This is a genomic window from uncultured Umboniibacter sp., from assembly GCF_947497555.1.
Lineage (GTDB): Bacteria > Pseudomonadota > Gammaproteobacteria > Pseudomonadales > DSM-25080 > Umboniibacter.
In genome coordinates this window covers 100,974-116,300 of sequence record NZ_CANMGY010000008.1, presented here as the reverse complement: position 1 = coordinate 116,300, position 15,327 = coordinate 100,974, and the positions used below count along the sequence as shown (strand labels likewise).

At 50.1% G+C, this 15,327-nt stretch carries 12 protein-coding genes; 7 read left to right on the top strand and 5 right to left on the bottom strand.

Annotated elements, in window-relative coordinates; translation table 11 throughout:
* Positions 1-123: 123 nt before the first annotated feature.
* Entirely contained in the window at positions 124-2,979 is a 2,856-nt protein-coding gene (locus tag Q0698_RS10360; protein ID WP_298636437.1) for a pitrilysin family protein, read from the bottom strand.
* A 247-nt stretch (positions 2,980-3,226) separates the two neighbouring features.
* Between Q0698_RS10360 and katG the strand changes: the two genes are divergently transcribed.
* From katG to Q0698_RS10335, 5 genes are all read left to right on the top strand, one after another.
* Positions 3,227-5,419 (top strand): catalase/peroxidase HPI, encoded by a 2,193-nt coding sequence (katG, locus tag Q0698_RS10355; protein ID WP_298636436.1) that lies wholly within the window; start codon positions 3,227-3,229, stop codon positions 5,417-5,419.
* Between the two features lie 359 nt (positions 5,420-5,778).
* Positions 5,779-6,180 carry a hypothetical protein gene (locus Q0698_RS10350; protein ID WP_298636435.1) on the top strand — a complete coding sequence of 134 codons (402 nt, stop codon included), beginning with the start codon at positions 5,779-5,781 and terminating at the stop codon, positions 6,178-6,180.
* A complete protein-coding gene (locus tag Q0698_RS10345) occupies positions 6,170-6,388 on the top strand; it encodes a helix-turn-helix transcriptional regulator (protein WP_298636434.1) in 219 nt (72 codons plus the stop codon). Before Q0698_RS10350 ends, Q0698_RS10345 begins: the two co-directional genes overlap by 11 nt.
* Before the next feature lie 230 nt (positions 6,389-6,618).
* Entirely contained in the window at positions 6,619-8,082 is a 1,464-nt protein-coding gene (locus tag Q0698_RS10340) for a M24 family metallopeptidase (RefSeq protein WP_298636433.1), read from the top strand.
* A gap of 110 nt (positions 8,083-8,192) precedes the next feature.
* Entirely contained in the window at positions 8,193-9,293 is a 1,101-nt protein-coding gene (locus tag Q0698_RS10335; protein ID WP_298636432.1) for an energy transducer TonB, read from the top strand.
* A gap of 93 nt (positions 9,294-9,386) precedes the next feature.
* On the opposite strand, the gene Q0698_RS10330 is transcribed toward Q0698_RS10335, so the two are convergent.
* Positions 9,387-10,034, bottom strand: a complete 648-nt coding sequence (locus tag Q0698_RS10330; protein ID WP_298636431.1) for a Crp/Fnr family transcriptional regulator — start codon at positions 10,032-10,034, stop codon at positions 9,387-9,389.
* Positions 10,035-10,124: 90 nt separating this feature from the next.
* Here Q0698_RS10330 and Q0698_RS10325 point away from each other — a divergent pair, with 90 nt between their 5' ends.
* Together Q0698_RS10325 and Q0698_RS10320 are read left to right on the top strand one after the other, a co-directional pair.
* Positions 10,125-10,970, top strand: a complete 846-nt coding sequence (locus tag Q0698_RS10325; RefSeq protein WP_298636430.1) for a sterol desaturase family protein — start codon at positions 10,125-10,127, stop codon at positions 10,968-10,970.
* Positions 10,971-11,512: 542 nt separating this feature from the next.
* Positions 11,513-12,481: an alpha/beta hydrolase gene (locus Q0698_RS10320; RefSeq protein WP_298636429.1), complete on the top strand. Its 969-nt coding sequence runs from the start codon at positions 11,513-11,515 to the stop codon at positions 12,479-12,481.
* A gap of 46 nt (positions 12,482-12,527) precedes the next feature.
* Here Q0698_RS10320 and Q0698_RS10315 read toward each other — a convergent pair whose 3' ends face one another.
* From Q0698_RS10315 to Q0698_RS10305, 3 genes are read right to left on the bottom strand one after another with little or no spacing between them, the layout of a single operon-like run.
* On the bottom strand, positions 12,528-13,892 hold the full coding sequence (locus Q0698_RS10315; RefSeq protein WP_298636428.1) for a DsbA family protein: 1,365 nt from the start codon (positions 13,890-13,892) through the stop codon (positions 12,528-12,530).
* 5 nt (positions 13,893-13,897) lie between these two features.
* Entirely contained in the window at positions 13,898-14,278 is a 381-nt protein-coding gene (locus Q0698_RS10310; RefSeq protein ID WP_298636427.1) for a hypothetical protein, read from the bottom strand.
* A gap of 31 nt (positions 14,279-14,309) precedes the next feature.
* Positions 14,310-15,293: an SUMF1/EgtB/PvdO family nonheme iron enzyme gene (locus tag Q0698_RS10305; protein ID WP_298636426.1), complete on the bottom strand. Its 984-nt coding sequence runs from the start codon at positions 15,291-15,293 to the stop codon at positions 14,310-14,312.
* Between the last annotated feature and the right edge of the window lie 34 nt (positions 15,294-15,327).

Here is a 15,327-nt window from a genome sequence, read left to right as displayed (position 1 = left end):
GACAGTCGGGGCCGCCCCCCCAAAAAAACAAAAAGGAGTTATAAAAATGCCCTCGCTAAGAGGGCATTCTGCTTTCCTTTGAAGGATGTTTAGGTGGGCTAGGTGATACGCCCCGAGTGGTAATTACTCCACTGGCTGTCCCCATCGATCAAGCTCACGTGGTTCGCCCAGCTGTTCAACCAGCGTATCGTACTGAGTGGCTTTATCACCCACAATCACATACAGCAGTTTGTCCTGTGGTAGGTACTGGTTTAGCAGTTCACTTACTCGGTCAGTGCTCATGTTGGCAACACGGTTCTGACGTGCCGACACATAATCGCTAGTGCGGTTGTAGCGCGCCATCTCCGATAGCATCCCCGTTTTCTGCCCCAAGCTTTCATAGGCACGAGTCTGTGATTTAATCAGAATGTTCTGCGTAGTCGCTAAATCGGCTTCGCTAAACTGAGCGTCATAGCCTTCAATCAGCCCTTGAAAAACTTCCATAGCCTCTGATGTGACATTAGCGCGAACACTGCTATAGGCCAAAGCCGGACCGTTGTAGCGCCCGCCATAGACCGTGGCATACGCGCCGTAGGTATAGCCTAATTGAATACGTAGGGTTTGGAATAACTGTGCACTACTACCACCACCTAGGCGGTTGATAGCAACATCCAAATCGTACTCATCCGAAGAGTAAGATGATGGTCCCTGAGCGGCCATGAACAGCACCGATTGCTTGGCATCGGGCAGATCCACGAATACCCAGTTAGGGAGTTCGGTTGCTGCCGCGACGGGTGCTTCGCTTTGCCCATTGCTTTGATCGCTAGTGTCTGCCGCGGCAGTCCAACTACCAAATTGGCTGTTAAAGGCACGTTGCACTCGCTCGCTATCTAGGGCTCCCGCAACACTAAAGGCAGCGTTGTTCGGGCGAATCGCCTGTTGGTAGAAAGCCTGTACGTCAGCCAGTTCAAGATTGCCAACAGTCTCCGAAGTACCTACGGTTGGTGTGGCCGCACGGAAGTCAGCGGGATATAGGGTCGCAAAGGCAGCGCGTGATGCGATGCTCATGGGCGAGGTTTCACTGGCTTGAATGCGCGTTAGCGTTTGCTGCTTTAGGCGGTCAAAGTCCGCTTGCTCAAAGCGCGGTGATTGCAGCATTTCAGACGCAATCGCCAAGGTGTCTTCGAAGTTGCGGGCTAAGCCGCTGCCGCGAAGGATGATGCCGTCCATGGACGAATTGATACTTAGCGACGAACCTAGCAGACCGATATCGTCTTCCAGTTCTGCCGGGGTCCGCATGGCGGTACCTTCGTTCATCAAACTTGCGGTGAGGGCGTTGACACCATAGTCGCTATCATCCTCTAGCCAGACACCGCCGGGGATGTAGAGCTCGAAGTTGAACAGTGGTAGCTCATTGGACTCAATGTTGAGTAAACGCACACCATTCTCGGCAAGGTTATCACTCACTACCGGGGTTTTAATCTCCGGCATTGGGCCCAGCGGTGGTTCGCTGCGGTCATGCACGGTAACGGTTCGTTCGTAGTCCGCTTCGCTGTCATCGAAGGTCGGCTCCGCGCCGGCCACAATGGCTTCTTCGACAATACCGGCATCTACTGAACCAGCAAGTACTAGTTCCGGCGCTGCCTTCGGCACCACGCTGGTGTAAATGGCATTGGCGTCTTTCACATAGGTGTTATAAACGCGCAGCACATCCTCACGCGTGACCGCTTGAATACGCTGGATGTCTGTCTGGAAGTAACCCGGGTCACCGGCGTATTCCGCATAGGTTGCCAACTGGAAGGCTTTGTTTAATACCGATGAAACACCTTGGTAGAATGAGGTTTCTAAGCCCGCTTTAATACGCTCAAGATCGCGGTCATCAAAACCGTTTTGTTCGAAGTCCGCCAGGGCGCGATCAATGGAGGCGCTAACATCATCTAGGGCAACGCCGGCGTTACCACGAACCGCTATCGAGAACTCACCAGCTAGCTCACTGCTATTTTGACTGGCTCGGACACCCGGCGCTAAGCCGTCTTCTTCCACTACATGGCGATAGAGTGGGGCGCGCTTACCATCGGCTAACAACTGAGCCAAGGCTTCCAGTGCATAGCTGTCCGGGTGATATTCCTCCACCGTTGGGATGGTGATACGCAGCTCAGGTAGCCGGGCGAAATTATCAAGGTGCGACAGGCGCTTAGATTCATCTAAGCTTACCGGCATTGGGGCTAAGTCACTGATATCCTGACCGGCCGGAATTTCACCAAACCAGGTTTCGACCAGCGCTTTGGTTTCCTCAATATCAATATCACCCGCAATCACCAAGGTGGCATTAGATGGGCCATAGTAGCGATCGTAGAACTCGCGAACATCGGCTAAGGTCGCCGCCTGTAAGTCTTCAAGTTCACCAATGACCGTCCAAGAATAGGGGTGGCCTGCGGGGTAGAGTGCACGGCGAATAATGGCGCCGGTGTGGCCATAGGGTTGGTTGTCAACACGCTGGCGCTTCTCGTTTTTAACTACCTGTTTCTCGCGCTCTAGCGCCGATTCGGTAACGGTGTTGATCATGTAGCCAAAGCGATCGGAATCAATCCACATTAGCTTTTCAATGGCGTCCTTGGGGACAACTTCGTAGTAAATGGTGCCATCACTCCAGGTGCCACCATTACGGGAGCCACCTAGCTCTTCAATCATCTGGCGGTTAGCACCGCGCGGCACGTTTTCGGAATCATTAAATGCCATGTGCTCAAACAGATGCGCGAAGCCCGTTCTACCCGTTTCTTCACGTGATGAACCTACATGAATAATGGTCGCAGCGGCCACAATAGGATCCGAGTCATCGCGGTGCAAAATGACGTTCAAGCCGTTATCAAGCTGGTAGTACTCGTAATCCAGCGAGAAATCCGTGCCCGCTTGATTACTGGTATCACTGCTCTGCTGTTCCGCTGGTGAGCAAGCCGTAACCATGACGGCTGTCATCAGGCCTACAAAGAGGTTTTTCATAGCCAATTCCCTTATAAAAACGCACAAAGACTAAGACCATAACGTGAAAGGGATAGCGACTCAAATAGGTTATTAACGCAAGATTTAATCACTCTCCCGATGAAGACACCGCGCTTTCGCCTGCGATCTCATTGAATAGTATTTAACTATCAATTCTATGATTTTAATTGATTTAAACTTATTTGAGTTGGCTACTACACTTATCGCAATGAATTAAATCGCAGAGTTAACTGCCCAGGAGAATGATATGTCCAATGAGAAAGATACCGCAGCTAAGTGCCCATTTATGCACGGTGGGAATACTCGTGCCGGGGGTAGCGCAACCAAGAACCAAGATTGGTGGCCCAACCAGTTAAACCTAAAGATTTTGCACCAGCACAATCGCACCTCCAACCCTATGGGCGAACAGTTTGATTACGCCAAAGCATTTAGCTCGTTGGAACTGAGTGAAGTGAAGGCAGATTTAACTGCACTGATGACGGACTCTCAGGATTGGTGGCCAGCCGATTACGGTCACTATGGTCCCTTCATGATCCGTATGGCGTGGCATGCAGCGGGTACCTATCGCAGCGCCGATGGCCGCGGTGGTGCAAACACCGGTAACCAACGTTTCGCGCCACTCAACAGTTGGCCCGACAACGGCAACCTCGATAAAGCTCGCCGCCTCCTGTGGCCAGTAAAGAAGAAGTATGGTGCCAAGCTTTCGTGGGCTGACCTGTTCATCCTTGCGGGTAACGTGGCCATTGAGTCCATGGGGCTACCAACCTTTGGTTTCGGCGGTGGTCGTGCTGATATCTATGAGCCAGAAGAAGATGTGTATTGGGGTAAGGAAGCCGAGTGGTTGGGTAACAATCGTTACCAGGGCGAGCGAGAGCTCGAAGCACCCTTAGCGGCTGTGCAGATGGGGCTAATTTACGTGAACCCAGAGGGCCCAGATGGCAATCCAGATCCACTGGCATCAGCCCATGATGTACGCGATACCTTCGCCCGCATGGGGATGAATGATTACGACACCGTAGCGTTGGTAGCAGGTGGTCACACCTTTGGTAAGGCCCACGGTGCCGCACCGGATTCTAACCTAGGTCCTGAGCCCGAGGGCGCAGCCATGGAAGAAATGGGTTTTGGCTGGCGCAATAGCTATGCCAGCGGTAAAGGCTCGGACACCATCACCAGTGGTATTGAGGGGGCTTGGACTGCCAACCCAACGCAGTGGGATAACGGTTATTTTGACGTGCTCTTTGGCTATGAATGGGAGCTTGTTAAGAGTCCAGCGGGTGCTCAGCAGTGGGCCGCGGTAGGCTTGGCTGATAAAGACAAAGCGCCGGATGCTGAAGATGATGCAAAACGCGTGGGTTTGATGATGACGACTGCCGATATGGCGTTGAAGCTAGATCCCGCCTACCGAGTCATTGCGGAGCGCTTCCACCAGAATCCGGCCGAGTTTGCCGATGCCTTTGCTCGCGCTTGGTTCAAGCTGACTCACCGTGATATGGGGCCGAAGGTTCGCTATCTGGGTGATGAGGTTCCGGCGGAAGATCTCCTCTGGCAGGACCCGCTTCCAAAGAGCAAAGGTGAAACGTTAACCTCGGCTCAGGTTGCTGAACTTAAGGCGGCTATCCTCGCAACCGGCCTAAGTGTCTCTGAGTTGGTGTATACGGCTTGGTCTTCTGCCTCTACCTACCGTGGTTCGGACTACCGTGGCGGTGCCAACGGTGCACGAATTCGCTTAGCACCGCAGAAGGACTGGGCGGTAAACCAGCCGGAGCAATTGGCTAAGGTATTGGCGGCACTCGCTGACGTTCAAGCTGCCAGTAGCACCAGCGTATCGATGGCAGATCTCATTGTACTAGGTGGTGTTGTTGCCATTGAAAAAGCGGCGGGAGCGGCAGGTGTTGAGGTTTCGGTGCCCTTTAGCTCAGGACGTGTTGATGCGTCTCAGGAGCAGACTGACATTGAACAGTTCGCCTTGCTGGAGCCGGCAGCTGATGGCTTCAGAAACTACCGTCAGCAATCCTTCTCGGTGGCTACCGAAGAATTACTGTTAGACCGGGCACAACTGCTTGGGCTTAGTGCCCCGGAAATGACGGTGCTAGTAGGTGGTCTACGAGTTTTGGGTGCAAACTTTGAACATTCGGATTTGGGCGTACTAACCAAACAGGTAGGCGTACTATCCAATGACTTCTTTATCAACATCACGGATATGGACGTTGAATGGAGCCCCACATCACGTGATGCGGAAACCTTCAGTGGAACGGATCGAGCAACTGGCCAGCAACAGTGGAGTGCAAGCCGCGCTGACTTGGTGTTCGGCTCAAATTCTCAGTTACGTGCCTTAGCCGAGGTTTATGCCGCTGATGATGCGAAGACTAAGTTTGTTGCAGACTTTGTCTCGGCGTGGACCAAGGTCATGAATGCAGATAGGTTTGATCTGCAGTCTTAAGACTTTTCAAATGCTGTTGATGGCGCTGAAGTGAATGAATATTTAGCCTATTAGCGGTTTGAAGAGTGGTAATTTAATTAATAGGTCACAGCGTTTACTGTGGCCTATTTTTGTTTCCGCTCAACGTTAGTGGGAGTGTGGGAAGGGGGTTGGTGCCAGTTCACTTCGGCCGAGGAAGTCCACTTTAAAAACTTAAAATGCCATCATGTAGACCTCGATTAGTAATGACTTCATTACATTATGTAAAGATAACTTGACATGTAAGGTTTTACTGACATAATGTAAATCATGCCCGACACGAAAAGCGGGAACATTACTGAGTTTTCGAGCTCTCCCCCAATGTAAACGAGGATGTATCAATGGATATGATCAATAGAATTAAAAACTGTAAGCCACAGTTCGCAATGTCCATGGGATTGTTTCTAATCCTGATGGGAATTCAGTCAGTGATTATGGCCACAACAGAGTTATCACTAATACCTAAGGTGATGATCACGCTAATCCCTATCTTGCCGCTGTTCTGGGCGTTCGCAATTTATCGCCGCTATTATCTGCGTCAGGATGAATATATGCGGGGGCGGATAGGCGAAGCCTTTATGTGGATATTGGGAACCCTGTGCTTCGTTTCCTACACCTACGGTATGTTGATGTATAAATTCGATGTACCTGCTGTGAACCCGGCATTCATTCTACCTATAGTCTTTGGCTGCCATGGCTTGGTGGTAGCGTTATTGGTTAAGCGTGATAGCCATGCAGAATAAGATCAAAGTGCTGCGGGCCGAGCAAGACTGGTCTCAGGAGACGTTGGCAAAACGCTTAGGCGTATCGCGTCAGGCCATTAATGCACTAGAACGGGGCAAGCATAGCCCATCACTGCAGCTGGCTTTTGATATTGCACATGTGTTCAACGTTGATATCACAGATGTCTTTATTCCGGAAGTTTCCCAACTGCCAGTCATTGAAGACTGATCGTTAGGGCTACCTTACATGGGTGCTGGCACAGGACATGCCTCACCCCTGTTGTCGCAGTAGCGTAACCCCTGCCTATTTCCCCCATAGGCTAGGCTACTGCGACCCTTTTACTTCCCATTCAGTATTGCTGCTTGATCACCAACCTGTGGTAGTCTTTTTGTATTAGCTTGGCTTGATGCCCATTTATGCGGCTACCACCACCATCAAAGTTTGCGAGTGTCCATCCTATGAAAGTAATGTTATCCCCTTCGTTAGCGGCAGTTGCTGTGCCGGTAATTGCTATTGTACAACGCGCTACTTCAACGCTGTTGGCAGCGGTTCTGTTGGTATCGAGTATTAGTGCTGCAACCGTTTTGGCGCAGGCTGAAGTGACGAGTTCTCATCGCGCCACAGCTCCCATGGTATTCACCGCTGAACAGCTACCTACCTTGCGCGAACGTGCGGAGATCATTGATACGGTATTAGCCGAGCGCTTTGCGACTGTCATGCCGGTCGTGATGGAGCGAGCGGGGATAGACCTATGGGTCATTATGTCGCGCGAGTACAATGAGGATCCGGTGCTGAAAACTCTGTTGCCATCCGATTGGATGTCGGCCAGAAGACACACTATGTTGGTGGTGTATAACCCCGGCAACGGCGCCGAGATTGAAGCGTTAGCGGTGTCTCGTTATGGCGTGGGCAATATATTTGAGCAAGCGTGGAACAAGGAAGAGCAGCCTGATCAGTGGGCCGCCTTAGCCGCCGTCATTACAACTAAGAATCCCGGTGCCATTGGGATTAACAAGGATGCTCACTTCGCGCTGGCAGACGGAATGAGTGCCAGTGAATACGAACAGTTTAGTCAGGCGTTAACGCCTACTCAGCGCGCCAAGCTTGTCTCGGCACAGCCGTTAGCATTGGGGTGGTTAGAGACGCGCAGTGCCAGTGAAGTCCAGATCTTTCAATCGCTGGTGGGTTTAGGTCATGAGCTCATTGCTACGGCCTTTTCGAATGCTGTGGTTACACCAGGAGTGACTACCACAGACGATATTGCCTGGTGGTTGCGCGAGCAATCGGCGGCACTAAACCTAGGCAATTGGTTTCATCCCTCCGTATCGCTTCAGCGTAACGACGGTGCCGACTTCGACCAGATCGAAACTTTTAGTAATGGCGTTGCTGAGAATGTGGTGCAGCCCGGAGATCTGTTGCACGTAGACTTCGGCATTGTGTATCTGCGCCTTAATACCGATCAGCAACAGCACGCCTATGTGCTGAAGGAAGGCGAACAGTCCGCACCAGCGGGCTTGCAAAATGCCCTGGCGCAGGGCAATCGTTTACAGGATATTCTGATGTCTGGCTTTGCGGTGGGGGTGACGGGTAATGAACTCTTGGCCTCCTCGTTAGCAACTGCCAAGGTTGAGGGCTTAGTGCCTAGTATTTACACTCATCCACTTGGTTTACATGGTCATGCTGCAGGCCCCACGATTGGGATGTGGGATTCACAGGGTGGAGTGCCGATAGCCGGGGATTACCCTATCTATCCGAATACCGCCTATTCCATTGAGCTTAATGTGAGTGCTGAAATACCCGAGTGGGACGGCCAGGTCATCCGGATTATGTTGGAAGAGGATGCTTTTTTTGACGGTGAAGGCATTGAGTTTTTATCAGGTCGGCAGACGGAGCTGCATCTAATTCAGTCTAGCGGGCTGTGAGATTAGACAACATTCACGCCTGTTCTTCGGCTTGGGTGCTTGATAGGATTGAAGGCTAACTAATCATTCGTCGGATAAGGCGAGAGTAAATATAAAAAAGGAATTTGGACATGCTTGCAACACTTGTAATAGCGGCCGCCGTAGCGGCGCCCGGTAATATCGATGGAACGTCTTCGACTCAAACTAGACCTGAAGTTGAAACGGCTCAGGACATGGTGTTACCCGGTGAGGTCGCGCGCTCAGTTAGCGAATTTATTGAACCGCAAATCGTTCGCCCCGTAGCACCCCGATACCCACGTACAGAGTTGCGCCGAGAACGGGAAGGCTGGGCGACCGTGAGTTATGTCATCGACACCGAAGGCAACGTGGCTCACGCCGTGATCGAGGATTCCAGTGGTAGCTCCCATTTTGAACGCGAAGCGCTTAAAGCGGCACTAAAGCGCAAGTATGAGCCCGCGATGCTCAACGGTGAACCTATTGAATCCTGTGATAACAGTAATATGTTCACCTTTGAAATTGGGAATTCATCTCAGGGCGGGTCGTCGCGTTTTGTGAACATCAGTAACGACGCGGTTGAAGCTTATAAAGCAGAAGATTTTGTCGCCTTTTCGGAGTTCGTTGGTCAGCTTGACGAAATGGAGCTCACTAGTTTCTATGAGGAAGCGAATTATCGGCTGCTGAGTGGTCTTAATTTTGAGCAGCAAGGCGATAGCATTTCGGCGCTTTCGGAATATCAGCGGGCAATCAGCTGGGGAGCAAACGATTGGGGGCCAGACCGATTGAGCGCGGATAACACAACTATCCTATTTCAGCGAGCCTTCGCAATTATGCTGGATAGCCAACAGTATCTTGATGCAGTAGAGCTCGCGGAGAAAATTCCCGGGGAGTTGAGGAACGAGGAGGGACTAAGTTCTTTACTTGAACTCGCAGAGACCCTTGAACTGCGACTTGCTGAACAGGAGTACCTTATCGCTAAGGGTGACCTCAGCGAACGAGGAACATGGTCTTATCGACTTTCCCGCCCGGTCTTTGAGTTTGCGGTGGAGTCTGGTGAGATATCAGCGTTTGAACTTCGCTGTAGTGGCAAATACAAACGCTACGACTATCAGGGGCAAGGCGCTTTTACGATTCCAAGTACGTGGGGGGAATGTTCAGTTCGCCTTGAGGGGCAGGTGAATAGCCAAGTTAGTCTCTACCAATTTAACAGCTAGAAGCTGTGAGGTTTAAGAGCTAGAAATCGTAAGGTTTAAGAGCGGTTGTGTAACACGCTTACGCTTCGATTGATCTCTGCGAATAACTCGGCACTAGCGCTGCGCAAAGCGCGCTAGTTCTGAGGCATTGACGACTTCTATACCACCATATTTCAGTTCAATGAGCCCTTCGCTGGCCAGTCGTTTTAGCGCTCGGTGTACGGTGAGTATCGTCAGACCTAGGTGATCGGCCAGATCACTTTGGCGTAATTTCACGTGAGGGGCGTCTTTAGCTGAGGCAAAATTTAGTAGAAGCTTGGCAAGGCGTTGAGTGACCGAGAGATGACGTAGGTCATCCATTAGATCCACGCAGGTACGTAATTTTTCCGCCAACATGGTTAGCATTACATCCCTGATAGAGGGATTCTGAGCGGCGTAGTACTCGAAGCTATCGCGGCTTACTTGAATCACCTCACAGTCCGAAAGCGCCTCAACAGTATGGCTTCGGGCGTAGTGGGTGAAGAGGGTTATCTCCCCGAAGATTTCTAGTTCCCCCAGAACCTGAGTCAATAAATAGTTGCCCTGTTTATCATAATTACCCACTTTAACGTTGCCGCGAGTGATAATTGAAAACCCCGGCTTATCCTCATCCCGCTGATGAATTACCTCCCCCTTTGCATAGTTAATGCGAGGGCAAAAGTCTTCAAAAGCATTGAGATGTTCAATGGGTAGAAGCTGTGGTGAAAGGTTGGCTGAAATCATGAAAATTCCTAAATCTATACAATGATATATTTTATAGCATAGTCTCGGGATAGGATGACAACCTATATAATAAATTTGAGTATGGCGGTTATGAAAATTGAAGTAATTATTATTTTTATCTTTGCGGGCTTTGCCTTGCTTGAGGCTTGGCGAGGTAAATTGCTTCGTCGCGACGGTGAAGTTAGCGACGACGCGCGCGTTGAGGCAATTAGCACCCTGCTGGTGGTAGCCGTAACCCAACCCACCATTCTCTTTACCGTAAGCTATCTACTAGGGTTTATCTTACCGGAGTATCGAAGCGCTCTTGCCGAAACTGCTATCGCCTTCCAGATACTGTTGCTACTGGTGTTTGATGACATGATGCAATATTGGTGGCATCGAATGTCTCACACCTTCATTCCGCTTTATAAACTACATCGTGCTCACCATAACGGTAAGTATATGAGTATTCGAATTGTCTATCGGAACAACATCTTCTACTACGCGATGATGCCGTCGCTATGGCTATCTGGGGTACTGATTTACTTGGGCCTCGGTGAGGTTTATGCGGTGTATTTGGTAGTAAAAATGGCTGTGATCTTTGGTGCTCATTCGGAGTGGAAGTGGGATCGATTTTTGTACAATAGACCGTGGTTGAACCCAATCACTTGGGTGATTGAGCGAACTATTTCAACCCCTTCCACTCATTCAGCCCACCACGGTCTAGACCCGAGCGATGGCATTACCACCTATAAAGGGAATTACGGAAATCTATTGTTCTTCTGGGATGTACTGTTTGGTACGGCGAAAATTAGTCGCCAGTATCCTGAGCGCTATGGTGTCTCAGGAATGCTGAGAGCGGACTGGAAAGAACAGCTGTTCTGGCCATTTTATACCACTCCAAGAAAACAAAAAGCACCATCAAAAGACACTGACGTGAGCATGCCGACGAAGTAGCTATTTAAATCGGCCATGGTCTATGGAAAGGTTGTTCAAATTCGAAAATATGAATCATCTTTCCAGCCCTGGGTTAGGGCGTCACTATGGGGCTAGCTCTTCAAGATAAATGCATGTCCAAGAGGTGTTTAAGGGTTTGGTCATTTTTGATACTAACATGATGTGCATCGTGTATCGCTCAGACAGATCTCTCTTCGAGTTATGTTAGTCCAATCAATAGTGTGACCTTCCGTATTGGAGGTCGCCTATGCATTGGTATTGATTTGGTTAATAAAACAACCATCTGACTGCTTTTTCGGCATTAATTTTCTCATCCGGTAGCCACTGGTTACTTCCCAACCATGCCTCTGAACTACTGTATTTTGGGGAAGCCTAGGAGTTACCCACAGGGTTATGCGGTGATATCTGTTGGTAACGAACCGCTCCCATAACGTGAATTGTCGGGATGGTTGAATTCCATTCATCGGCAGCTGAAAACTACCCATTTGCAGCATAATTAGCGGACTGATAGCGTTACTCAATTATAAAAGGGGATAACTATCATGTTGGTTAAGGCAATCGGTGATTTGTTCACAGTAGCGAGAGGAATAACTTCTCTGGTGATATTGGTCTTGGCAGGCGCTTGGTCAGCCTGCGCTCAAACCGAAGAACCGGAACTAACGAAGCTTAGCCCTAAGCCAACACTGTCAGCATTAGAGATACCGCTCTGGAACGGTGCTATCCCCATGGCCTTAGATGCCGAAAATACCGAATTCGAAGCCGATTGTTTTGGCGTGCAATGTGCTTATGAGGTGAGCCAGCCAACCCTGAGCTTTTACCCGGCAGAAGGTGAGAACACAGGTGTGACGCTACTCATTTTTCCGGGTGGCGGTTATACGGTGGAAGCGATTTATCATGAAGGTCATGATGTGGCGCAGTACTTTGCCAGCCAGGGCATTAATGCAGCCGTTTTGAAATACCGTATTCCTAACCCTATTCACTCCAATATTCCTTGGGAGGTCCCATTAGCCGATGCTCGGCAGGGCTTGCTGCGGCTCCACCAGTTGTCTGACACCTACCAGCTAAATCCCGAGGCCATAGGCGTGGTTGGCTTCTCTGCGGGCAGCCATTTGGCAACGTGGTTGAGTTTGGAACACGGTGAGCGGGCTGAGCATAATCCGGACTTCGCACTGCTTATTTACGGCGTAACGCAGATGAATGAGGAGAACACACGTTGGCTAGAAGCGTCGCTGTTTCACCGTGAAATGAGCGTTGAGGAAGTCGCGCAATTTAGCTTCCTGGACCGCGTTACAGCCAATGCCCCGCCCAGCTTTTTAGTGCACGCTATGGATGATGAGGTTTGTCATTATTACGAGAGCACTCGTTACTTGGAGGCATTAACCCAGCAGGGCGTTGCAGCAGAGATGCACCTTTTTCAACGAGGTGGTCATGGCTTCGGCTTGGGCCGAGAGGAAGATGGCACAAATCAATGGCCCGCGTTGGCGGTGGAGTGGTTAGGGCAGTTTCAATGATGATAGACATTCGCCGCATCGAGGTTGTCGCGAGTTAAGCTTGTTATTAGTCGAGCAATTCGCTAATTTTCTTTGCTACGAGCCACAACCTATCTTGTCCCCACACACCCATTATTTGCTGACCACTTGCATCGAGTAATCGGTAACTCGGAACACCCCAGCTGCCGAATTGATACATGGCCAAACGATTGCCCTCCAAAAGGTCTTTCCAATCATCATCATGAAGGTGCTGTTTCGCTTCGCTCCATGTTAATCCGGCACTCTCTACGACTTTGCGTAGACCAGATTGGCGGTTGGTATTGATGCCTCTTGCGAAGGCAGCCTTAAGAAAAGCAGTAAGTAATTCGTTGCCTTTATCTTGTGTTAACGCCCACATATATAAACTATATGCCTGCAAAACTGGCGTGCCGATAGGGTCATAGAAGTTACCATAATCAGCGCCGACGGTTCTTGCCTCTCGAGCAACGTCCGTAGCTAAGTACAAGCCTTTTTCCAGCGTTGCTGGCACGCCCCTCATTACCATCGGGAGGACGGGACGAACAACTAATTTGACACCGCTGTCCTCGGCGAGTTTAAACGTAGCATCCCATATCATTGCCGTATAAGGGCTTCTTAACGACGCAAAAAACTCTAGAGTCAGCTGGTTCGCTTTAGTTGGAAAATTGGTTTCGATTTCAGGGCGAGGAGCAATAATGCTGTTGTCATGAAGCTGATTCTGCGCCGCAAGAGAGATTAATCGCTGCTCCAAGTGGTAGCTGCGGTCCACTCCCCAGTACCATTCACCCTCATACCAAAATGTTGCCGAACTGTAATGTTTTAGAGCCTTTCGTCGAGCGCTTCCTAGATCGAGCTGGTGAGTGACTTGCTGCTTCGAGGCGGTTCCGAGTTGCTCGGCGAAATTGTCTAAGGCTGCTTCATCGCAGCGCCACAAACATTCGCTCACTAAGAGGCCTTTGGTGTAAAAGTCTTCGGTACTGAGATGACTTAGAATACAGGACGCTTTGGCCACCAAATTTGGCGGTGGCAACGACTCTGCACAATTGAAGGTTAATCCGTAGTGGGCGGCAATACGCTGTGCATCCGCTCTGGACATCTCCTGCCATAGCTCTGGCTCCGGAAAGTTATCATCACGTAAGGCCGGTACCAAGTGGATGATAAATTCTACATCATAGTGAGCTTTGAACTTCTCTAGCAGCTGCAGAGCAAGGTGTGAGTAACCGTCATCAACCTGGTGAAAATATTCAATAACGTGCCGACGGCCTTCCTTTATCCGCTTTGCCTCGCGCCTCTTTCGGACCTTGAGTAGTCGTTGCTCGCCGCCGAGGTAGGTCATGATTTTAGAGGTTAGCCACCGTTTAAAGGGCGATGGCGAACTACTTGAAGCCCCTCGTTGCTGAGTTACCTTGGACACGATACTTAATTCCCTCTTGGAGCAAGTTTTGTCGAATTGAAGTACAGGAAACCTACCAGGAAAGCTTCCACTACAATCTTATCCGTGGCTAGGTCTGCACCGTGGAATAACCACGCTAGGATTCGGCCAATCGCAGCAAACCCAAGCAGCATCATAGCAGGGTAAAACCACATCTTATTTTGAGTGATAACTCCTGCCAAAATGCAAGATCCCAAGGTAATGAAGAAAGCGGATAGATCCCCAATTTGCGTGCTCAAACCGGTTCCCTGCAGCAGTTCCATACCCAGCCTTTGGCCAACGAAGGCAGGTGAGATTAACCAGAGTAATCCCATAATGAGGAATAATCCTGAAATCGCGAAGGTCACGATTGTAAGCGCTCGATTCATCTTTTAATCTCCGGGTGAAGTCTTGTTATGATTAGTGTATCGCTGAGTCGGTATCCCTAACAATTCGAAAGCCGATGTGTGAACTACTAAAATCCTGTTCGTAGGGCTGTCTGGCTGATTTTCGAAAGCGACGACAATGGTTGTTGCTGCATAAATAGGAGCCACCTTTGATCGTAAATCGTGGTGCGCCTTCGTTATTAGCGGCTGAAAATTGGGTTTCTGTCCATTCCCAGACATTCCCTATCATGTCATAGGCACCAATTAAATTAGCCTGGTAACAACCCACAGGGGCCGTCTCAGCATAACCATCCTCTTCCGTATTGGAAGCCGGGAAACTGCCATTCCAAATATTCGCTCTGGGCTTGCCATCAGGAGTCACTATTCCAGACTCAGGATCATTGGCGTCAAAAATCCCGAGACTTGCTGCATATTCCCATTCAACTTCTGTTGGTATGCGCCCGCCAGCCCAAGAAGCAAAAGCTCGAGCATCGTTCAGAGAGATATGGACTACCGGGTGGTTTCCTTTCTGGTCGAGAACATCCTCGATGCCGTTCGGTGAACGCCAACTTACACTTTCGTCTAGTTGCCACCAGGAACTATTAGCGTTTGATGGTTGTGGTTGACGGAAGCGAGCAGAGCCGCGTTGACCGTCTTGCCCAGCCCTCTGTTGTTCAGCTTCGGTTAAATAGCCTGTCTCGGCTACGAAACGCGCAAACTGGTAATTAGTCACTTCATGGGCTTGGAGCTGGAAAGGAGAGACGAATACTTTGTGGGCCGAACCTTCTTCAGGATAAACGGGGTATTCAGCCTTGGTAAATCCGCCACCAGGGACGTTCACAAATAGGCCCAGCTCATCGGAAATCTGACTACACTGTTGGTCGCTTGAATTATAGCTGGCACCTGACGGTAGAAAACGCGTGAAGGTACCAGAGGGTGAAAAAGTGCCGATGATGAATAGGGCTAGAAAGCTAATCCCCGTTAAAATCAACCTTGGATAGCTGAGCTTATTCTTCATAAGCTAGTGCCTCTTGAGCCTAAGCATTCGTGCT